Source organism: Mesorhizobium album (assembly GCF_033977205.1).
GTDB classification, from domain to species: domain Bacteria; phylum Pseudomonadota; class Alphaproteobacteria; order Rhizobiales; family Rhizobiaceae; genus Mesorhizobium; species Mesorhizobium album.
Genome location: NZ_JAVIIW010000054.1, coordinates 13,143 through 33,016 on the forward strand (window position 1 = coordinate 13,143; position 19,874 = coordinate 33,016).

General features: G+C 64.2%; 16 protein-coding genes and 1 tRNA gene. 11 read left to right on the forward strand and 6 right to left on the reverse strand.

Annotation, left to right across the window (positions count from 1 at the left end; translation table 11 throughout):
* Positions 1-34: 34 nt before the first annotated feature.
* From RFN28_RS29850 to RFN28_RS29860, 3 genes are all read left to right on the forward strand, one after another.
* Complete coding sequence (locus tag RFN28_RS29850; protein ID WP_320290726.1) at positions 35-1,894, forward strand: sensor histidine kinase; 1,860 nt, start codon at positions 35-37, stop codon at positions 1,892-1,894.
* The gene (locus RFN28_RS29855) at positions 1,891-3,240 is read left to right on the forward strand and encodes a sigma-54-dependent transcriptional regulator (protein ID WP_320290727.1); all 1,350 of its coding nucleotides are present in this window, start codon (positions 1,891-1,893) and stop codon (positions 3,238-3,240) included. The genes RFN28_RS29850 and RFN28_RS29855 overlap by 4 nt, the downstream gene beginning before the upstream one ends.
* Positions 3,241-3,407: 167 nt before the next feature.
* The gene (locus tag RFN28_RS29860) at positions 3,408-3,755 is read left to right on the forward strand and encodes a hypothetical protein (protein ID WP_320290728.1); all 348 of its coding nucleotides are present in this window, start codon (positions 3,408-3,410) and stop codon (positions 3,753-3,755) included.
* Between the two features lie 59 nt (positions 3,756-3,814).
* Here the strand turns inward: RFN28_RS29860 and ggt are convergent, their stop codons facing one another.
* The 3 genes from ggt to RFN28_RS29875 all read right to left on the reverse strand — a co-directional run bounded on the left by ggt (position 3,815) and on the right by RFN28_RS29875 (position 9,355).
* Positions 3,815-5,554 (reverse strand): gamma-glutamyltransferase, encoded by a 1,740-nt coding sequence (gene ggt, locus RFN28_RS29865; protein WP_320290729.1) that lies wholly within the window; start codon positions 5,552-5,554, stop codon positions 3,815-3,817.
* A 245-nt stretch (positions 5,555-5,799) separates the two neighbouring features.
* A complete protein-coding gene (gene rhaI, locus RFN28_RS29870) occupies positions 5,800-7,092 on the reverse strand; it encodes an L-rhamnose catabolism isomerase (RefSeq protein WP_320290730.1) in 1,293 nt (430 codons plus the stop codon).
* A gap of 160 nt (positions 7,093-7,252) precedes the next feature.
* Positions 7,253-9,355 carry a bifunctional rhamnulose-1-phosphate aldolase/short-chain dehydrogenase gene (locus RFN28_RS29875; RefSeq protein ID WP_320290731.1) on the reverse strand — a complete coding sequence of 701 codons (2,103 nt, stop codon included), beginning with the start codon at positions 9,353-9,355 and terminating at the stop codon, positions 7,253-7,255.
* Between the two features lie 187 nt (positions 9,356-9,542).
* On the opposite strand from RFN28_RS29875, the gene RFN28_RS29880 reads away from it, so the two are divergent.
* From RFN28_RS29880 to RFN28_RS29910, 7 genes are all read left to right on the forward strand, one after another.
* A complete protein-coding gene (locus RFN28_RS29880) occupies positions 9,543-10,352 on the forward strand; it encodes a DeoR/GlpR family DNA-binding transcription regulator (RefSeq protein WP_320290732.1) in 810 nt (269 codons plus the stop codon).
* Positions 10,353-10,407: 55 nt separating this feature from the next.
* Positions 10,408-11,403 carry a rhamnose ABC transporter substrate-binding protein gene (gene rhaS / locus RFN28_RS29885; protein ID WP_320290733.1) on the forward strand — a complete coding sequence of 332 codons (996 nt, stop codon included), beginning with the start codon at positions 10,408-10,410 and terminating at the stop codon, positions 11,401-11,403.
* A gap of 84 nt (positions 11,404-11,487) precedes the next feature.
* Positions 11,488-13,047: a sugar ABC transporter ATP-binding protein gene (locus RFN28_RS29890; RefSeq protein ID WP_320290734.1), complete on the forward strand. Its 1,560-nt coding sequence runs from the start codon at positions 11,488-11,490 to the stop codon at positions 13,045-13,047.
* Positions 13,044-14,021: an ABC transporter permease gene (locus tag RFN28_RS29895; protein ID WP_320290735.1), complete on the forward strand. Its 978-nt coding sequence runs from the start codon at positions 13,044-13,046 to the stop codon at positions 14,019-14,021. Before RFN28_RS29890 ends, RFN28_RS29895 begins: the two co-directional genes overlap by 4 nt.
* A complete protein-coding gene (locus RFN28_RS29900; RefSeq protein ID WP_320290736.1) occupies positions 14,018-15,019 on the forward strand; it encodes an ABC transporter permease in 1,002 nt (333 codons plus the stop codon). Before RFN28_RS29895 ends, RFN28_RS29900 begins: the two co-directional genes overlap by 4 nt.
* The gene (gene rhaM, locus RFN28_RS29905) at positions 15,019-15,333 is read left to right on the forward strand and encodes an L-rhamnose mutarotase (RefSeq protein WP_320290737.1); all 315 of its coding nucleotides are present in this window, start codon (positions 15,019-15,021) and stop codon (positions 15,331-15,333) included. The genes RFN28_RS29900 and rhaM overlap by 1 nt, the downstream gene beginning before the upstream one ends.
* A complete protein-coding gene (locus RFN28_RS29910; protein WP_320290738.1) occupies positions 15,330-16,694 on the forward strand; it encodes an FGGY-family carbohydrate kinase in 1,365 nt (454 codons plus the stop codon). The genes rhaM and RFN28_RS29910 overlap by 4 nt, the downstream gene beginning before the upstream one ends.
* 19 nt (positions 16,695-16,713) lie before the next feature.
* Here RFN28_RS29910 and RFN28_RS29915 read toward each other — a convergent pair whose 3' ends face one another.
* Both RFN28_RS29915 and RFN28_RS29920 read right to left on the reverse strand, forming a co-directional pair.
* Positions 16,714-17,973, reverse strand: a complete 1,260-nt coding sequence (locus tag RFN28_RS29915) for a D-amino acid dehydrogenase (protein ID WP_320290739.1) — start codon at positions 17,971-17,973, stop codon at positions 16,714-16,716.
* 250 nt (positions 17,974-18,223) lie between these two features.
* Positions 18,224-18,297, reverse strand: a tRNA-Gly gene (locus tag RFN28_RS29920).
* 245 nt (positions 18,298-18,542) lie between these two features.
* On the opposite strand from RFN28_RS29920, the gene RFN28_RS29925 reads away from it, so the two are divergent.
* A complete protein-coding gene (locus tag RFN28_RS29925) occupies positions 18,543-18,812 on the forward strand; it encodes a DUF6460 domain-containing protein (protein WP_320290740.1) in 270 nt (89 codons plus the stop codon).
* Positions 18,813-18,823: 11 nt separating this feature from the next.
* Here the strand turns inward: RFN28_RS29925 and RFN28_RS29930 are convergent, their stop codons facing one another.
* Positions 18,824-19,726, reverse strand: a complete 903-nt coding sequence (locus RFN28_RS29930) for a histone deacetylase family protein (protein WP_320290750.1) — start codon at positions 19,724-19,726, stop codon at positions 18,824-18,826.
* Between the last annotated feature and the right edge of the window lie 148 nt (positions 19,727-19,874).

Below are 19,874 nucleotides of genomic sequence, written 5' to 3' on the forward strand. Positions count from 1 at the left end.
TTGTGCTTTGTGCGAAATCATGCACAAATGCGGCATGCTGCAACGCCCCGCCGCTGCCCTGCCGCCCGAACTGCTTGCGGGTCGCGCGCGCCGTGCCTGGCTGCTGTTTGCCGCGGTGGCGCTGCTCATCGTGCTCGCGGCGCTCTATGGCGCCGGCCTCTACGGGCGTACGACCGAGATCGAGGCGCTCACCACGCAAGGGCGCACCGACGCCAATCTCAAGGTCGCGCTACTGCGCGCGGTGCTGGAAAATCCGCGCGCGCTGCCGCTGCTTCTGTCCGAGGACCAGCAGGTGCATGACGCGCTGACTGTGCGCAGCCCCGCTGCGATCGACGTGCTCAACCGCAAGCTCGAAGGGCTGGTCTCCGGCACCAAGGCCTCGGTGCTCTACGTCACCGGCACGGACGGCTTTGCGATCGCTTCTAGCAACTGGCGCGAGCCGGTGAGCTTCGTCGGCAACGACTATGGTTTTCGCGCCTATTTCTCCGGCGCCATGCAGTCCGGCACCGCCGAGTATTTCGCGCTCGGCAACACCAGCAAGCGTCCGGGTCTCTACATCTCGCGCCGCGTCGGCACCGCCGCGGCGCCGCTCGGCGTCGTCGTGGTCAAGATGGAATTCGACCAGCTCGAGTCCGACTGGCACGAAGCAAACCGCCCGGCCTATGTCAGCGACGAGCATGGCGTGGTGCTGGTCACCAGTGTGCCCTCCTGGCGCTTCATGACGACCGCGCCGCTTGGCCAGCCGGTGCTTGCCGGCATCCGCGCCAGCCACCAGTTCGGCGGCGCGCCGCTGGTGCCGTTGCCGATCACCAAGCCGCAAACGCTCAGCGCCGATGTCGCGCTGGTCCATGCCATCACGCCCGGCGGCAGCGATGCGGAATATCTGCGGCTGTCGACGGCCGTGCCCTCCACACCGTGGCGGCTCGACTATCTCGTCCCCGCGGAAGCGCCGATCGCCTCGGCCCAGCGCGAAATGCGGCTGTTGGCACTCGGCGTCCTTGTCCCGCTCATTGCTCTCGCCGGCTTTCTCCTTTGGCGCCGGCAATCCGCGCAGATGCGGATCGCCGCCGAGCAGGCGGCGCGCGCAGAGCTCGAACGCCGCGTCGTCGAGCGCACGCAGGATCTCAGCCTGGCGCGCGACCGCCTGCAGGCCGAGATCGCCGATCACCGCAGCACCGAGGCGAGACTCCAGGTCATGCAGCAGGAGCTGGTGCAGGCCAACCGCCTTGCGACCCTCGGACAGGTCGCAGCCGGCGTCGCGCATGAGATCAACCAGCCGGTGGCGACGATCCGCGCCTATGCCGACAATGCGCGCGTCTTCCTGGAGCGCAAGCAGTCGGCACCGGCGGAAGAGAATCTCGGCGCCATTGCGGCGCTTACCGAGCGCATCGGAACCATCACCGAGGAACTGAAAGCCTTCGCCCGCAAGGGCCGTACCGCCGCCGAGCCGGTCGAACTGCGCGGCGTCATCGAGGGCGCGGTCGTATTGCTCAGAAGCCGTTTCGCCGGCCGGCTCGACGCGCTGGCGATCACACTGCCGCCACCGACGCTCAAAGTGATGGGCAACCGGCTGCGGCTGGAGCAGGTGCTGATCAACCTGTTCCAGAACGCGCTGGAAGCGCTGGAAGGCCGCGACGATGCACGGGTCGAAGTGTCCGCTTCAGAAACGTCCGGCGACGTGGCGCTCCTGGTGTCGGACAACGGGCCGGGCATTCCGCCCGCGATCCTGAAATCGCTGTTCACACCGTTCAACACGTCTAAGGACAGGGGGCTTGGGCTCGGCCTTGTCATCTCGAAAGATATCGTCGCCGATTATGGCGGCCGCATCGACGTGGCAAGCAGCGGCAACGGCACCCGCTTCACCATCCATCTCTCGAAGGCTGGCCCGACATGACGAACGGCAATCCGGTCATCCTGATCGATGACGACAGCGACCTGCTCAAGGCGACAAGACAGACGCTGGAGCTCGCCGGCTTTGCTGTGTCTGCTTTTGCCTCGGCAAGCGAAGCACTTGCCGGCCTCGATGCCGGCTTTGCCGGCGTCGTGGTGTCGGATATCCGCATGCCCGAAATGGATGGCCTGCAGCTGTTCGACCACGTGGTCGATCTCGATCCGGACATTCCCGTCATCCTCATCACCGGGCATGGCGACATCGCGATGGCGGTCAAGGCGATCAAGGATGGCGCCTATGACTTCATCACCAAGCCTTTTGCCTCCGACCGGCTGGCCCAGAGCGTGTGGCGGGCGGCGGAAAAGCGCCGTTTGGTGATGGAGAACCGCGCCCTGCGCGAGGCGGCCGAGCAGGCGCAGGAAGGGCTGCCGCTGATCGGCCAGACGCCGGCGATGGAGCGGCTGCGCCGCACGCTGAGACAAATCGCCGACACCGATGTCGATGTGCTGGTGACCGGCGAGACCGGCTCCGGCAAGGAGGTGGTCGCGAACCTGCTGCACCGCTGGAGCCGCCGCGCCAAGGGCAATTTCGTCGCGCTCAACTGCGGCACGCTGCCGGAAACCGTGATCGAGAGCGAATTGTTCGGCCACGAGGCCGGCGCCTTCACCGGCGCGCAGAAGAAGCGGATCGGCCGCATCGAGCATTCGAGCGGCGGCACGCTGTTCCTCGACGAGATCGAAAGCATGCCGCCTTCGACGCAGGTGCAGATGCTGCGCGTATTGGAAATGCGCGAGGTGACGCCGCTCGGCACCAACGAAATCCGGCCGGTCGACCTGCGCGTCGTTGCCGCCGCCAAGGTCGATCTCGGAGACGCGAGCCAGCGCGGGGCTTTCCGCGAGGACCTTTATTACCGGCTCAATGTGGTGACGCTCTCGATCCCGCCGCTGCGCGAGCGCCGGGACGACGTGCCGCTCTTGTTCGGCTATTTCGCCGAGCGCGCCGCCGCCCGCTTCCACCGCGCCGTGCCCGCAGCGCCCGCCGCCGTGCAGCGCCATCTGAGAGAGCATGACTGGCCGGGCAATGTGCGCGAGCTCGCGCATTTCGCCGAGCGCTTCGTGCTCGGACTGGAGGAGATCGGTGGCAGCCCCTCCCCTCAGCCGACAGATTCGGACGCCTCCCTGCCCTTGCCGGAACGGCTGGAGCGCTATGAGGCCGAGATCATCCGCGAGACACTTGGTCGCAACGACGGCGACGTCCGCCGCACGATCGAGGCGCTAGGAATTCCACGCAAGACCTTCTACGACAAGCTGCAGCGGCACGGCATCGTGCGCAGCGATTTTTCCAGATAGATCAAACCGGTGGAACCGCCGCGCAGCCTCGGCCGTTGAGGCTCGCCGGAAACCGTGGCACACCGTGGCACGTCGGCACCAGCCCGGGGGCGAACGCATAGCCGCGATGGCGTTGCCGGTTGCGCTCGGCAAGCGTTGATGGTTTGTTGCCGCCCTGCGGAGAACGAATGATGCGCGAATCCCTCAGTCAAGACGAATACGGCTCGGCCAACCCGTACGATCCGGACGACCTGCCCAATCTCAATGCGATGGGGCCGGCGATGGGCGCGGGCAATGATTTCGAGAAATACGCGGTTGCCGTCATCATCGTGTTCGGCGCGCTGATCATCGGCGGCCTGATGGCCGCATCCATGTCGTTCGGCCATCGCAACGGCTTCCTGTTCGCGCTCGGCGGTGCCACCTCCGCCTGGATTTCGGGCAATGCGCTGCTGCTTGATCGGCCGCGCATCTACGCATTGTTCGTCGCCATCGCCGCCGTGATGCTGATCGCATCCACCATTACGCTGGTGATTTGAGTTTATTCTCTGAGCATGATCTTTTCCGAATAGCGGTTTCCACTTTTCGGAATCATGCTCTAATACCCCAGCGCTTCGCCGGACGCGGCGCGGCTGTCGATGGCGCCGTTGTAGCTGGCGCCGCCGCCCTTTTCGATTTCCGGCAGGCTCTTCCCGCCGACCAGGATGCCGGCCGCCTGGCCCCAGGTCTGGTCGCCGAGATCGAGGTGATAGCCCATGCCGGCGAGCAGCCTTTCGGTGTCGGGCGAAAGCCCGAACGGCTCGACATAGACGGTGTCCGGCAGCCATTGATGGTGGATGCGCGGCGCGTCGATCGCCTCCTGGATGTTCATGCGATGGTCGATGACGTTCACGATCGCTTCCAGGGTGATGGTGATGATGCGCGAACCGCCCGGGCTGCCGATGACCATGAACGGCTTGCCGTCCCTGGTTACGATCGTAGGGCTCATCGAGGATAAAGGCGTCTTCTTCGGCTGGATGGCGTTGGCCTCGCCCTGGACCAGGCCGTAGAGGTTGGGCACGCCGGGCTTCTGGGTGAAATCGTCCATCTCGTTGTTGAGCAGGATGCCGGTGCCGCCGGCGACGACGCCGGCGCCGAAGGAGCCGTTCAGCGTATAGGTGACCGCGACCGCATTGCCGTCCTTGTCGATGATCGAATAGTGGGTTGTCTCTTTCGACTCGCCAAAACCCTTCGGCATCAGCTCCTTCGAGACGCCGGCGCGGAACGGGTCGATCTTTTCGCGGATGTCCTTGGCATAGCCCTTGTCGAGCAGCTTCGAGACCGGATTGTCGACGAAATCCGGATCGCCGAGCGCCGAGTTGCGGTCGACATAGGCATGGCGCATGGCTTCCACCATGACATGGACCGTCTCGGCCGACCCTGCGCCGAGATAGGAGAGCGGGTAGCCTTCCAGGATGTTGAGGATCTCGCAGATGATGAGACCGCCCGAGCTCGGCGGCGGCGAGGAAATGATCTCGTAGCCGCGATAGGAACAGGTCACGGGCTTCAGCTCGCGCACCGCATATTGCTCGAAATCGGCGTTGGCGAGGATGCCGCCCTTGGCGCCGCTTGCCTTGACGATTTCATCGGCAATCGGCCCCTTGTAGAAGGCGTCAGGTCCTTTTTCCGAGATCGCCGAAAGCGAGGCGGCAAGGTCCGGCTGAACCAGCTTCTCGCCAACGCCATAGGGTTTGCCGTCGGGCTTCAGGAAGGCCGCGGCTGCGGCCGGGTCCTTGGCCAGCCGCGCGGCGCCGCCCGCGAAGGAGGCAGCGTCACCCTGGTTGAGGACGAAGCCGTCCTTGGCGTAAGCGATTGCCGGCGCCATCAGCTCCTGTCTTGAGAGCGTGCCGTATTTCTCGCGCGCCATCTCGAAACCGGCGACGGAGCCCGGCACGCCGACGGCGAGATAGCCGTCGAGGCTGGTGCCCTTGATCGGCTTGGCGTCCTTGTCGAGATACATGGTCTTGGTCGCCGCAAGCGGCGCGCGCTCGCGGAAATCGATGAAGGTCGAGCGGCCGTCCTTCAGCCGGATGGTCATGAAGCCGCCGCCGCCGATATTGCCGGCGGTCGGATAGACGACGGCGAGCGCATAGCCGACGGCGACCGCGGCATCGACGGCGTTGCCGCCCTTCTTCAGCACGTCCACGCCGACTTCGGTAGCGAGATGCTGGGCGGTCACCACCATGCCGTGCTCGCCCTTGGCGGGCGCCGGCGAGGCGGCGAAGACAACGGCCGATGGCGTAAAGGCAAAGGTGAGGGAAAGGCTGACGGCGATCAGCGTCCGGCGGGTGAGATGCATGGCGAGGACTCTCCGGGGCGTGGGGACGCTTAGGAAAGACCGTTGGGGGGAGTTAGTCCAATAACAATTGAAGAAGCGTTGGGCTGCCCCCTCACCCGGATTGCCAACCGAATTGCGAAGAGCAATTCGGGGCAATCCGACCTCTCCCCGAGGGGAGAGGAGCTCGTCAGCGGCGACGCCAACCTCTTCTCCCCTCGGGGAGAAGGTGGCCGCGAAGCGGCCGGATGAGGGGGCTTGGCTCGGCCTTAAACAATCCCGCCGCCACCGCCGGCAACGGCCGGCCGTTCCGCCGCCACTTTCGCCCGGTAGCCGGCTTCCCGATACGCCGCTACCGGATCGATGGCGCCGCCGGTCCTCAGCCGCGCCATCGCAAGGATCGGCTCGACATCGGTGCGGTAGGCGCTTTTAAGCGTCTGCGTCGCCATCAGCGCGTCATTCTCTTCCTGAAAACCTTCCAGCGCCTTGCGGTCGACCAGCAGCGCCTGCGCATAGGCTCGCTGCACCTCGACGGCCGACAGCATCAGGCTTTCGATCGGATCGGTGACGTTGTGGCTCTGGTCGAGCATATGCGCAGGGTTGAAACCCTTGGCACCTGAAAGCTCGGCATCGACCAGTTCGTTGAAGACCAGAAACAGCCGGTAAGGATCGATCGAGCCGGCATCGAGGTCGTCGTCACCATATTTGGAATCGTTGAAGTGGAAGCCGCCGAGCTTGCCGAACTGGATCAGCCGCGACACGATCATCTCGATGTTGACGTTGGGCGCGTGATGGCCGAGGTCGACAAGGCAATAGGCCTTGTCGCCGAGCTCCTTGGCGATAATGTAGTTGGTGCCCCAGTCCTGCACGACCGTCGAATAGAAAGCCGGTTCGTACATCTTGTGCTCGGTGAACAGCCGCCAGTCGGCCGGCAGGCCGGCATAGATTTCGCGCATCGCGTCGAGATAGCGCTCGAAGGCTTTTGCGAAATTGACCTGGCCGGGGAAGTTCGAGCCGTCGCCGATCCACACCGTCAGCGCCTTTGAGCCCAGCGTCTTGCCGATCTCGATGCATTCGAGATTGTGCTCGACCGCCTGGCGGCGCGTACCGGCATCGGCATGCGACAGCGAGCCGAACTTGTAGGAGAGCTTTTGGTCCTTGGCGTCGGAGAAGGTGTTGGAGTTCATGGCGTCGAATCCGAGGCCGAAACGGGAGGCGGCCTGCTTCAGCCGGTTCGGATCGGCCTTGTCCCACGGGATGTGGAGCGAGACCGTCGGCGTCGCCCGCGTCAGCTGGCTGATGACGGCGCAGTCCTCGATCTTGTCGAAAATGTCGCGCGGCTCGCCGGGACCGGGGAAGCGGGCAAAGCGCGTGCCGCCGGTGCCAACACCCCAGGACGGGATCGCGACGCCGAATTTCTCGACCTTGTCGCGAATGGCATCGATGGCGATGCCACGCCGGTCGAGGCGCTCGCCGAGCGAGGCGTAGTCGCGCTCCAGATCGGCTTTGCGCGCGGCGTTGTGGCTAGAGACGAGCTCGGCTGAGATGATCTGTTCAGACATTGTATCCTCCCCAATATTCGTCGGCGCTACCCCTCATCCGCCTACCGGCACCTTCTCCCCGTATAGAGACGGGGAGAAGGAAGAAGCTCCTGCGTCGGCGCCCTCTCCCCGTTCTTCACGGGGAGAGGATAAGGGTGAGGGCAGCGCCGCCGTCGATAGTTTACCGCGTAAAGCTCTGCGCGTTGCCGGCGTCGACGTTGATGATGTTGCCGGTCGACTTGGCCGACATGTCCGAGGCGAAGAAATAGATCGCTTCGGCAATGTCCTCCGGGAAGACCGAGCGCTTCAGCATCGAGCGAGACCGGTAATGCTCCTCGAGATCGTCGGTCGACATCTTGTAGGCGGCGGCGCGCTGCTCCTTCCATTCGCCGCTCCAGATCTTGGAGCCGCGCAGCACAGCGTCGGGATTGACGACGTTGACCCTGATCTGCGCCTCCGCGCCTTCCAGCGCGAGGCAGCGCGCGAGATGGATTTCGGCTGCCTTGGCCGTGCAATAGGCGGCGGCATTGGGCGAGGCGGCGAGGCCGTTCTTGGAAGCGACGAAGACGACATTGCCGCCGATCTTCTGCGCGCGGAACAGCCGGAAGGCCTCGCGCGAGACGAGGAAATAACCGGTGGACAGGATGTCCATGTTCTTGTTCCACAGCGCCAGCGTCGTCTCCTCGATCGGCGCCGAGGAGGCCAGACCGGCATTGGAAACCAGGATGTCGATGCCGCCGAATTCGACCGAAGTCTCGGCAAAGCCTGCTGCAACCTGGTCTTCGGATGTCACGTCGATCCGCACCGGGCGGACGAAGTCCTTGCCATAGGCTTTCGAAAGCTCCTCATTGGCAGCGGCGAGCGCGGCCTCGTCGATATCGGCGACCACGACGCAGGCGCCTTCGCGCAGCAGCCGGTTGGCGGTGGCGCGGCCGATGCCGCCCGCGCCGCCGGTGACCAGCGCGATCTGGCCGGCCAGCGCCTTCGGCTTTGGCAAGCGCTGGAGCTTCGCTTCCTCGAGCTGCCAGTATTCGATGTCGAAGGCTTCCTGTGCGGGCAGACCGACATAGGACGAGACCGTCGAGGCGCCGCGCATGACATTGATGGCGTTGACATAGAACTCGCCGGAAATGCGGGCCGTCGCCTTGTCGCCGGCGAAGGTGAACATGCCGACGCCGGGCATCAGATAGACGACGGCATTGGGATCGCGAATGGCGGGCGAGTCCGCGTGCTTGCAGGCGTCATAGTAAGCCTGGTAGCCGACGCGGTATTCGGCGATGTCGTCGGCGAGGCGCGCGATGACGGCGTCGACATCCGGCTTTGCCGGATCGAACTCGATCACCAGCGGCCGGATCTTGGTGCGCAGGAAATGGTCGGGGCAGGAAGTGCCGAGCGCCGCCAGCGGCCTCAGGTCCCTGGAGTTGACGAATTCGAGCACCGCCGGCTGGTCGTCGAAATGGCCGAGCTTGTGGCTCTTCTCGGAGATCAGGCCGCGGATCCGCGGCATCAGCTTGGCGGCGATGGCACGACGGGCCGGCGCGTCGAGCGCCTTCACCACCTCGCCGCCGAAGATCGCCTTGCCCTGCGACTTGCGCTCGAACCAGTCGATCGCCTGGTTGATCACCGAAATCGTCGTCTCGTAGCATTCCTTCGGCGTGTCGCCCCAGGTGAACAGGCCGTGGCTTTCGAGCACGACGCCCTTGGCCTCCGGGTTTTCGAGGCAGAATTTCTCCAGCCATAGGCCGAGTTCGAAGCCCGGCCGCTTCCACGGCAGCCAGCCGATCGCGTCGCCGAAGACCTCCTTGGTGATCGCCTTCGAATCCTTGGCTGCGGCAATGGCGATGATAGCGTCGGGATGCATATGATCGACGCAAGGCTTCGGCACGAAGGCGTGCAGCGGCGTGTCGATCGAGGCCGCGCGCGGATTGAGGTTGAAGGTGCAGTGGGGCAGATAACCCACCATCTCGTCTTCGTGCTCGACACCGCGATAGAGGCCCTTCAAGGCGCGGAGCTTCTCCATGTAGAGGGTGGCAAAACCGTCGAGTTTGATCGAGGCGCTGTCGCCGCCGGAGCCCTTGACCCACAGCACCTCGACATCCTCGCCGGTCAGCGGGTCCTTCTGCCAGACCTTGGACGAGGTGTTGCCGCCGCCATAATTGGTGACGCGCTTGTCGGAACCCAGCGTGTTCGAGCGATAGACCAGAAGCTCGGGGCCGCTCATCCCCTCGGCCTTTGCATCGTCCCACAGATTGGCGAGGCGCGAGCCGGAGCGCTTGTCGAGCATAGGTATCCTCCCTTGGAGCGCGGACCGTGCGCTCCTCTTTCTCGCCGGGAATGTCTACGCAAGCGGCCCGCTTGTCAATCACAAACGATCAATATCGATCATATTGCATTGCACAATGAAATTATGTGATCGGAAATGATTGACACTGCGCGTTTTCTAGTGCCTGATGGACAGGCAGGGAGGAACCATGCACGAGAAAGAACGCCACAGGATCATTCTGTCCGCCGTCCAGGAAAAGCCTGTGGTGACGGTGCAGGAAATGGTCGAGCTGACGGACTCCTCCGAGGCGACGATCCGACGCGACATCGCGGCGCTGCATGTGCAGAAGCGCCTGCGCCGGGTGCGCGGCGGCGCCGAGGCGATCTCGCCGCCGCAGTTCATCGGCCTTGCCGGCCGGCCCTTCTCGGTCAACGAGACGCTGAACGCGGCGCAGAAGCGGGCGATTGCCCGCGAGGCGGTGAACCTCTGCAAAGACGGCGAGCCGATCATCATCAACGGCGGCACCACCACCTTCCAGATGGTGCATTTCCTGACCGGCCGCCGCATGCCGATCTTCACCAACTCCTTCCCGATCGCCGAGCATCTGCTCAAGCACTCGAAGAACACGGTGATGCTGTCGGGCGGCACGATCTACCGCGAGCAGAACATCATCCTGTCGCCCTTCGACAATGACGTGACGCGCAATTTCTATGCGCGGCGCATGTTCATGGGCGCACAGGGGCTCGGACCGCTCGGGCTGATGGAGGGCGATCCGCTCCTGATCCAGGCCGAGCAGAAGCTGATCGACCAGGCTGACGAGTTGGTGGTGCTGGTCGATTCCTCGAAATTCCGCATGCGCTCCAGCCTGATCCTGTGCGGGCTGTCGCGCATCGCCACCGTGATCACCGACGACGGCATCGAGGACCGCGAAGCCAAGATGCTGGAAACCGCGGGCGTAGCGCTGGTCGTCGCCCGCAAACAGTCAAGCGACAAGGAAGAATCTTCACTGCAGGCCTGAGGAGAACTCGCGCCCGCAGCGGCGATGGAATGCAACGCTCAAGGGAGGATATTCGATGAGCTTTTTGAAGAAACTGCTGGTCACGGCGGCCTTTTCCGCCGCCATGTTCGTGAATGCCGCCTATGCCGAGAACGTCAAGATCGCGCTGGTGGTGAAGTCGCTCGGCAACGGCTTCTTCGACGCCGCCAACAAGGGCGCCGAGGAAGCGGCCAAGGAACTGGGCGATGTCGACGTCATCTACACCGGCCCGACCAAGGCGACGGCGGAAGCGCAGATCGAGGTGATCAACTCGCTGATCGCGCAGAAGGTCAACGCGATCGCCGTTTCGGCCAATGACGCCGATGCGCTGGTGCCGGTGCTGAAGAAGGCGATGGATCGCGGCATCACCGTGATCTCGTGGGACTCGGGCGTCGCCAAGGAAGGCCGCCAGCTCCACCTCAACCCGTCCGACACCAACCTGATCGGCGAGACCATCATCAAGCTCGCCGCCGACTACCTGCCTGAAGGCGGCGACGTCGCCATCCTGTCGGCCTCCTCGACCGCGACCAACCAGAACTCCTGGATCGAGGCGGCCAAGAAGGTGCTGCCGGAGAAGTTCCCGAAGATCAAGCTGGTCGCCACCGTCTATGGCGATGACGATTCGGCCAAGAGCACCGACGAGGCCAAGGGCCTGCTGAAGTCCTATCCGAACCTCAAGGCGATCATCGCGCCGACCACGGTGGGTGTTGTCGCGGCTGCGCAGGTGGTGACCGACGAAGGCCTGATCGGCAAGGTCAACGTTACCGGTCTGGCGCTGCCGTCCGAGTTCAAGAAGTTCATCGACAACGGCGCCAGCCAGGCGGTGGCGCTGTGGAACCCGATCGACCTCGGCTACTCGGCGATCTACCTCGCCCATGATCTCGCGGTGAAGAAGGAAGAGGCCAAACCGGGCGCCACGCTGTCGATCGGCCGCGTCGGCAAGGTGACGCTCGACGACACCAACTCGGCTGCCATGGCTCCGCCCTTCCAGTTCGACAAGACCAACATCGAGAAGTTCTCCAAGATCTATTGATCCTGGGTGACTTCGAGCTCATGCGGCGGGACAATTGTCCCGCCGCATCTTCAAACGGACCTTACTTCAGGGCCTGATACGAATATGGACACGACAGCCCATCGCAAAGTGGAGACGGACCGGCCCGACCCTTCAAGCCCGGCCCAGAACGCCGCCCCGCGCCTGACTCTCTCCGGCATCTCCAAGAGTTTTCCCGGCGTGCGCGCGCTGCACAATGTCAGCCTGTCGCTCTATCCGGGGCAGGTCACGGCGCTGATCGGCGAGAACGGCGCCGGCAAGTCGACGCTGGTCAAGATCATGACCGGCATCTACCAGCCCGATTCAGGCGAAATCAGCATCGACGGCCAGGCGACGACGCTGCCCAGCGCCCATGCCGCCTTCGGCCACGGCATCACCGCCATCCACCAGGAGACGGTGCTGTTCGACGACCTGTCGGTCGCAGAAAACATCTTCCTCGGCCATGCGCCGCGCACCCGCTTCGGCACCATCGACTGGCGCACCATGCGCAAAAATGCGCGCGAAGTGCTGGAGACGATGCGCGCCGGCCATATCGACGCCGACACGCGGCTGAAGGACCTCGGCATCGCCAACAAGCATCTGGTGGCGGTGGCGCGCGCCATGTCGATCGATGCGCGCATCGTCATCATGGACGAGCCGACGGCGGCGCTCTCGATGAAGGAGATCGAGGAGCTTTTCCTGCTCATCGAATTCCTGAAGAGCGAGGGCAAGGCCGTGCTCTTCATCAGCCACAAGTTCGACGAGATCTACCGCATCGCCGACCGTTACACCGTCTTCCGCGACGGCGAGATGGTGGGCGAAGGCCTGCTCAAGGACACCGGCCAGAACGAGATCGTGCGCATGATGGTCGGCCGCAACGTCGACCACATTTTTCCGCAGCGCGAGCCGAAGATCGGCGCGCCGGTGCTTGTCGTGTCCGGCCTGTCGCATCCGACCGAGTTCGATGACATCGGCTTCGAATTGCGCAAGGGCGAGATCCTCGGCTTCTACGGCCTGGTCGGCGCCGGACGCAGTGAGGTTATGCAGGCGATCGCCGGCATCACCCGCACGAGCCGAGGCACCATCTTGCTCGACGGCCAAGCGATCACGCCGAAATCGGCGGCAGACTCGATCGAGGCCGGCATCGTCTACGTGCCGGAAGAGCGCGGCAAGCAGGGCGTGGTGATCGGCTTGCCGATCTTCCAGAACGTGTCCCTGCCTTCGCTGAAGCGCACCTCGAAATCCGGCATGCTGAGGCTCGCGGAAGAATTCTCGCTTGCCCGCTCCTATACCGAGCGGCTCGATCTGCGCGCCTCCTCGCTCAGCCAGGATGTCGGCACGCTTTCCGGCGGCAACCAGCAGAAGGTGGTCATCGCCAAATGGCTGGCGACGACGCCGAAGGTCATCATCCTCGACGAGCCGACCAAGGGCATCGACATCGGCTCCAAGGCCGCCGTGCACGGCTTCATGGCGGAGCTCGTCGCGCAAGGCCTTTCGGTGATCATGGTCTCGTCGGAACTACCGGAGATTCTCGGCATGTCGGACCGTGTCGTCGTCATGCGCGAAGGCCGCATCGCGGCCACTTACGACAACAAAGGCCTTGATGCCGAGACGCTGGTCCGGACAGCAGCGGGGATCGCGGCATGAAGAATTTTCTCAAATATCGCGAGATCTGGCTGCTTGCCGGCATCGCCGTGCTGATCGGCCTGATCTCGACCCGCTTCCCGGGCTTTGCCGATCCGGCCAATCTGCGCCAAGTGTTCAACGACACGTCGATCCTGATGATCCTGGCGCTCGGTCAGATGGTGGTGATCCTGACGCGCTCGATCGATCTTTCGATGGCGTCCAACCTCTGCTTCACCGGCATGGTGGTGGCGATGCTCAACGCCGCGCATCCGGCGATCCCAATCCCGGCGCTGATCGTCATCGCGCTCGCCGTCGGGCTGGTGCTCGGCGCCATCAACGGCTTCCTGGTGTGGCGGCTGAACATCCCCTCGATCGTGGTCACGCTCGGCACGCTCACCATCTATCGCGGCGCGACCTTCGTCGTTTCCGGCGGCGCCTGGGTCAATGCCGACCAGATGAGCCCGGACTTCATCAATTTCCAGCGCGCCGCCTTCCTCGGCCTGCCGGTGCTATCCTGGATCGCGCTTCTGGTCATCGCGCTGTTCTTCCTGGCGATGACGCGCACGGCGATCGGCCGCTCGATCTACGCCATCGGCGTCAACCCGACCGCGTCTGTCTATGCCGGCATCGATGTCGGCCGCACCAAGTTCATCGTCTTCTGCATCTCCGGCATGATCGGCGGGCTCGCCGGATACCTATGGATCTCGCGCTACGTGATCGCCTCGGTCGAGGTCGCCAACGGCTATGAGCTCAGCATCATCGCGGCTTGCGTGATCGGCGGCATATCGATTGCCGGCGGCATCGGCTCGGTCGGCGGCGCGGTGCTCGGCGCGCTGTTCCTCGGCATCATCTCCAACGCGCTGCCGGTCATCAACATCTCGCCCTTCTGGCAGATGGCGATCTCGGGCAGCGCCATCATCCTGGCCGTGGTGCTCAACGCGCGCGGCGAGCGCCGGCAAGGCCGCATCATCCTCAGAAAGGCGGAAGCGGCATGACCGATACCCCGCACCCACGCCACATCCCCGACCGGCTCGACAAGCCGCTCTCCTCCGCGATCTTCTCCTGGGAGGCGTTGCTCGTCGTCATCGCGGTTCTCATCTTCGCGATCAATAGCTTCGCCTCACCCTATTTCCTCGATCCGTGGTCGCTGTCGGACCTGACCTTCAACTTCACCGAAAAGGGCCTGATCGCGCTTGCGATGGCACTTCTGATCATCTCCGGCGAGATCGACCTATCGGTCGCCGCGATCGTCGCGCTCGCCTCGACGATGATGGGTATGGCCGTGCAGGCTGGCGCGGGAACGCCTTTGCTGGTAGCGATCGGCATCGCTGTCGGCCTCGGCTGCGGCGCCTTCAACGGGCTGCTGGTCACCCGGCTCGGCCTGCCGTCGATCGTCGTCACCATCGGCACGATGAGCCTGTTCCGCGGCATCGCCTTCATCATCCTCGGCGACCAGGCCTATAAAGGCTATCCGGGGAGTTTCGCCTTCTTCGGCCAGGGTTATGTGTGGTGGGTGGTGTCGTTCGAGCTGGCGCTGTTCCTTGTCGCGGCGCTCATCTACTGGTTCGTGCTGCATCGCACCAGCTTCGGGCGACGGGTCTTTGCCATTGGCAACAACCCGGTCGCCTGCCAGTTCTCCGGCGTGCGCGTCGATCGCATAAAATTCATCCTGTTCTGCCTGACCGGACTAATGTCCGGCATCGCCTCGGTGCTGATCACCTCGAGACTCGGCTCGACGAGGCCGTCGATCGCGCAGGGCTACGAGCTGGAGGCGATCACCATGGTGGTGCTTGGGGGTGTGTCGATCCTCGGCGGCGCGGGCAGCATCCTCGGCGTCGTGCTTGCCGCCTTCATCATGGGGCTGGTGACCTTCGGCCTCGGCCTGCTCAACGTTCCCGGCATCGTCATGTCAATCTTCATCGGCCTGCTGCTGATCATCGTGATCGCATTGCCCATCCTCTGGCGGCGGCTGCGCGAAGGACGCTTCGTCTGATGGAAAAATACGCCTTCAAGATGAAGCTCAATCCCGGCATGAAGGCCGAGTACAGGCGCCGCCACGACGAGATCTGGCCTGAACTGGTGGCGCTGCTGAAACAGGCCGGCATTTCCGACTATTCGATCCATCTCGACGAGGAGACCAATATCCTGTTCGGGGTGCTGTGGCGCCGCGACGACCATGGCATGGCGGACTTGCCCAGGCATCCGGTGATGCAGCGCTGGTGGGCGCATATGGCCGACGTGATGGAGACCAAGGCCGACAACGAGCCGGTGGCGGTGCCGCTGGAAACAATGTTCCATATGGCATGATCCGCCACGTCGCCGTCGTCGATATCGGCAAGACCAACGCCAAGCTGGCGCTGGTCGACCTGGAGCGCATGGCCGAGATTGCCGTGCGTCGCACGGCCAATGCCGTCGCTACGGACGGCCCCTACCCGCGTCACGATGTCGAGCGCCTGTGGGCCTTCATCCTCAATAGCCTCTGCGTCCTCCACCGCGAACAGCGCATCGACGCTATCTCCATCACGACGCATGGCGCCACAGCGGTGCTGGTCGATGCCGAAAGCAGGCTTGCGCTGCCGGTGATCGACTATGAGTTCGCAGGCATCGACGAGCTGGCGCAAGACTATGACGCCGTCCGCCCGCCTTTTGCCGAGACAGGGACGCCGCGCCTGCCGGCCGGCCTCAACATCGGCGCGCAGCTCTGCTGGCAGCAGAAGCGCTTTCCTGCCGAGTTCGCGCATGCCGCGGCGATCCTGATGTACCCGCAATACTGGGCGCTGCGACTGACCGGCGTCGCGGCCAACGAAGTGACATCGCTCGGCTGCCACACCGATCTGTGGAACCCGTGGCAGGCCGACTATTCTTCGCTGGTCGACAAGATGGGCTGGCGCCGGCTGATGGCGCCGGTGCGGCCGGCGAAAGACCGGCTCGGGCCGATCCTGCCGGCGATCGCGCGACAGACCGGTCTCGATCCGCAAACGCCGGTGTTCTGCGGCCTGCACGATTCCAATGCTTCGCTGCTGCCGCATCTGTTGTCCGATCGGCCGCCCTTCTCCGTCGTCTCGACCGGCACCTGGGTGGTGTCGATGGCGGTCGGCGGCCGGAAGGTCGAGCTCGACCCGGCGCGCGACACGCTGGTCAATGTCAATGCGCTCGGCGACCCAGTCCCTTCGGCGCGCTTCATGGGCGGGCGCGAGTTCTCTTTGCTGACCGACCGCCAACCGCAGGAGTGGACAGAGGCCGACGTCGCTGCTGTGCTTGCGCGACAGGTCTTGCTGCTGCCTTCCACTCAGCAGGGTTCCGGGCCGTTTCCGCATCGGGCTGCGCAGTGGCGCAACGCCGAAGCGTCAAGCCCCGGTCAGCGCTTCGCCACCGTTTCGTTCTATCTGGCGCTGATGACCGCGACCTGCCTCGAGCTGATCGGCGGCGACGGACCGACGACGGTCGAAGGACCCTTTGCGCAGAATCGGCTCTTCATCCGAATGCTGGCGGCCGCGACAGGCAGGCCGGTCATTGCGTCGCAGACGTCTACCGGGACCAGCATCGGCGCCGCCTTGCTGGCGTCGCGTGGCGCTACCGTTATGAGCAAGGGCGAGCGGACTGGAGCGCCAGCTGAGCGCGCTTGGAGCGATTATGCGCGGGCGTGGCAGCAGGCCGTAAAGCTCTAACCCGGGCCACCTAACTGGTTCAGCCGGCTGTCCCGTAGAGCAAACCCCTCGGATCGATCTCCGGTTTGCGGCCGGCAACGATGTCGGCGAGGAATTTTCCGGAGCCGCAGGCCATGGTCCAGCCGACATGGCCGTGGCCGGTGTCGAGGTAGAGGTTGCGGTATTTCGCTTGGCCGATGACCGGCACCGAGTTCGGCATCATCGGCCTCAAGCCGGCCCACAACACGGCCTTGTTCTCGTCGAAGGCGTCCGGGAAAAGGTCCTTGCCGGTCTCCAGGATGGTTCTGAAATCCCGTGGCTTGAAGCTGCGGTCGAAGCCGGTGAATTCCGCCGTCGAGGACATGCGCAAGCGATTGTTGCCAAGTCTCGAATAGCCGATCAGCCGGTCTTCGTCGGCGCCGCCCATTGTCGGCCCCTTGCCCTCGTCTTCCAGCGGGATGGTCGCGGTGTAGCCTTTCACCGGATACACCGGCAGGTCGATGCCGTAGCGGCGGCCGATGAGGCCGCTTTCCGGTCCCATGGAGATGACAACGGCGTCGCCCGTAAGCGGACCGGCCGAGGTCATGGCCGCGCGCACGTGATCGCCTTCGATATCGAGGCCCTGGACCGTCGTGCCAAACAGGAATCTGACGCCGAGCTTCTCTGCCGCATAGGCGGCAAGCTTGTCGACGAACTGCTTGGAATCGCCGGTCTGGTCGATCGGCGAATAGATGCCGCCGGCGATCTTGTCCTTCACGCCGGCGAGCCCGGGTTCCAGTTCGGCCAGCCGGTCGCGGCCGACAATCTCGATCGGCAGGCCGTGCTCGCCGAGATAGCGGTAATTGTCGGTGCCGGTGTCAAAACTCTTCTGCGAGCGGAAGAAGTAGAGGATGCCTTTCTTGCGCTCGTCGTAACGGATGCCGGTCGTTTCCGAGAGGGCATTGATGCAGTCGCGCGAATAGAGCGCGAGCCGGAGCTTGACGTTGGTGTTGGCGCGCAGCCGCGCCACCGTGCATTCGCGCAGGAACCGCAGGCTCCAGGCATAAAAATAGGGGTCGAGGCGCAGCCTGACCTTGATGCCGAGGTCGTGATTCCAGAGCCCGCGCAGGAAGGTCTTGAGCGCCGCCGGCGAGGCCCAAGCGGTGGCATCGCCCGGCGAGACCAGGCCGGCATTCGACTGGCTGGTGCCGCGCGCCGCCGCCTCATGGCGCTCGATGACCGTCACCTCATGGCCGTCGCTTGCCAGATAGTAGGCGGCCGCCGTGCCAACGACGCCGGCTCCGAGCACCAAAATCTTCATGCCACCCCTCTCAAGGATCGAACAGGGCGATGCGCCTGAGCGCACCGGTTTCAGGAAGCTTGAATAGCGCGTCCCGAAACGCCGGACGAGCCCCTGGCCCAACGGCTTGCTGTTTCTATTGCATGTCGGCCCAAAGCGCTCAGCGGTTTTGGGCGAACAGCATGCATAAAACATAAGTTTCAAACGCGCGCCCTGAAGCTGTATCAGCACGACGCGCTCTAACAGGTGCCGCCATTATCGCGAGGCATCATGGAGCGGGTAGCGGGAATCGAACCCGCGCGTTCAGCTTGGGAAGCTGACAAGCTACCATTACATCATACCCGCGCGCGCTCTCGTTAGCATGGCGGCGGTGCCTCAAGCAATCGGCTCCGGTTGCAAGATCTGGGTATGTTTCGACGTCCAAGGGTGCGCGCCGTAGTTCCGTCCGCGCGTGGCGGAAATCGGTGCTGCCACGGAAGACCGCTCTCCGGCTCGCCCGGAGCTAACGGCGCCGCACTGCTTGATGCCGGACAACCGAGTGCGTATTTCTGGGACCATCCTGCCCGAATCGGGGCAGCTCGAACCGGAGAATGGCCTTGTCCGCACTGACACGCTTCCTCGGCGATACGCCACTTAAGGTGCTCGTGAAGCTGCTGGTGGTTTCCTTTCTCGTCGGCCTCGTCATGCACGCCTTCGGCTGGACGCCGATGGACGTATTCTATGGCATCCGGCAGTTCTTCATCGACTTGTGGAACCTCGGTTTCCACGCCATCGATCGTTTCCTGGGCTACATCCTGCTCGGCGCCGCGATCGTCGTGCCGGCCTTCATCCTCATCAGGATCGCCAACTACAGGAAATAGCCCGGACAGCATCACGCATAGCCGGCTGCCGCCTCGAACAGGATGGCGTGGCGCTCGGCAAGCGCCGGCACGTCGGCTGAATAGCCACCGCCGATGACGCCGCACAGCGGAATGCCGCGAGCGCGGAAATGGCTGATCACCATCCCGTCGCGGACGCGCAGGCCGTCGTCGGTCAGCGCCAACCGGCCGAGCTTGTCCTCGGCATGGACGTCGACCCCGGCGTTGTAGAAGACGATATCCCAGCGCCTCCTTTCCGATAGTTCCGGCAGGATGTCACCGAGCCGATCGAGATAGGCCGCGTCGCCGGTGCCGTCGGGCAGGGCGACATCAAGATCCGAGGCGATCTTGCGCGCAGGGTAGTTGCGCTCGCCATGCATGGACAAGGTGAAGGCTCGGGGTTCGTCCTGAAGAATGTCCGCGGTGCCGTCGCCCTGATGCACGTCGAGATCGACGACCAGGATGTTGCGGGCGGCGCCTTCGGCAAGCAGCACCAGCGAAGCGACGGCAACGTCGTTGAAGGTGCAGAAGCCTGCACCCTGAGCGCGCCTGGCGTGATGGCTGCCGCCGGCGGCGTTGCAGGCAATACCGTGTTTCAGCGCCAGCCGCGCGGCCAGCACTGTGCCGGCGGTGGCAAGCTGAGCCCTGAGCGACACGCGCTGCCCGACCGGGAAGCCGATTTCGCGCTCGATCTTTTCAGGCACTTCGCAGGCGAGCACCTGGTCGACATAGTCGGCCGCATGCGCGAGCTTCAGCCACGCTGGCGGCGCCGGCTCCGGCATCGAAAGCGCTCGCGGCATGGCGAGCCCGCGGCGCCGCAAGGCCTCCATCAGGAGCGGATATTTGCTCATTGGAAAGCGGTGGTTGACGGCGAAGCCGGCGTCATAGTCGGAGTGGTGGACGATCTGCAAAGGCATGATGGGGGCGGCTAGTTCTTCCTGCACCAGTCTTCCTGCGCCAGTGTTTCTGCACCAGTCCGGGAATTCGGTTGGCCGCCAGTCGATGGCGATTGCGCGGCAGCGGCAAACTGCGGCACATCGGCTGTTCGATCAAGCCGCAACAATT

What these genes read in the sequence shown, in the direction of transcription:
- RFN28_RS29850 (WP_320290726.1), top strand. Translation starts at nt 35, where the DNA reads ATGCTGCAACGCCCCGCCGCTGCCCTGCCGCCCGAACTGCTTGCGGGT.
- RFN28_RS29855 (WP_320290727.1), top strand. Translation starts at nt 1,891, where the DNA reads ATGACGAACGGCAATCCGGTCATCCTGATCGATGACGACAGCGACCTG.
- RFN28_RS29860 (WP_320290728.1), top strand. Translation starts at nt 3,408, where the DNA reads ATGATGCGCGAATCCCTCAGTCAAGACGAATACGGCTCGGCCAACCCG.
- ggt (WP_320290729.1), bottom strand. Translation starts at nt 5,554, where the DNA reads ATGCATCTCACCCGCCGGACGCTGATCGCCGTCAGCCTTTCCCTCACC.
- rhaI (WP_320290730.1), bottom strand. Translation starts at nt 7,092, where the DNA reads ATGTCTGAACAGATCATCTCAGCCGAGCTCGTCTCTAGCCACAACGCC.
- RFN28_RS29875 (WP_320290731.1), bottom strand. Translation starts at nt 9,355, where the DNA reads ATGCTCGACAAGCGCTCCGGCTCGCGCCTCGCCAATCTGTGGGACGAT.
- RFN28_RS29880 (WP_320290732.1), top strand. Translation starts at nt 9,543, where the DNA reads ATGCACGAGAAAGAACGCCACAGGATCATTCTGTCCGCCGTCCAGGAA.
- rhaS (WP_320290733.1), top strand. Translation starts at nt 10,408, where the DNA reads ATGAGCTTTTTGAAGAAACTGCTGGTCACGGCGGCCTTTTCCGCCGCC.
- RFN28_RS29890 (WP_320290734.1), top strand. Translation starts at nt 11,488, where the DNA reads ATGGACACGACAGCCCATCGCAAAGTGGAGACGGACCGGCCCGACCCT.
- RFN28_RS29895 (WP_320290735.1), top strand. Translation starts at nt 13,044, where the DNA reads ATGAAGAATTTTCTCAAATATCGCGAGATCTGGCTGCTTGCCGGCATC.
- RFN28_RS29900 (WP_320290736.1), top strand. Translation starts at nt 14,018, where the DNA reads ATGACCGATACCCCGCACCCACGCCACATCCCCGACCGGCTCGACAAG.
- rhaM (WP_320290737.1), top strand. Translation starts at nt 15,019, where the DNA reads ATGGAAAAATACGCCTTCAAGATGAAGCTCAATCCCGGCATGAAGGCC.
- RFN28_RS29910 (WP_320290738.1), top strand. Translation starts at nt 15,330, where the DNA reads ATGATCCGCCACGTCGCCGTCGTCGATATCGGCAAGACCAACGCCAAG.
- RFN28_RS29915 (WP_320290739.1), bottom strand. Translation starts at nt 17,973, where the DNA reads ATGAAGATTTTGGTGCTCGGAGCCGGCGTCGTTGGCACGGCGGCCGCC.
- RFN28_RS29925 (WP_320290740.1), top strand. Translation starts at nt 18,543, where the DNA reads ATGGCCTTGTCCGCACTGACACGCTTCCTCGGCGATACGCCACTTAAG.
- RFN28_RS29930 (WP_320290750.1), bottom strand. Translation starts at nt 19,726, where the DNA reads ATGCCTTTGCAGATCGTCCACCACTCCGACTATGACGCCGGCTTCGCC.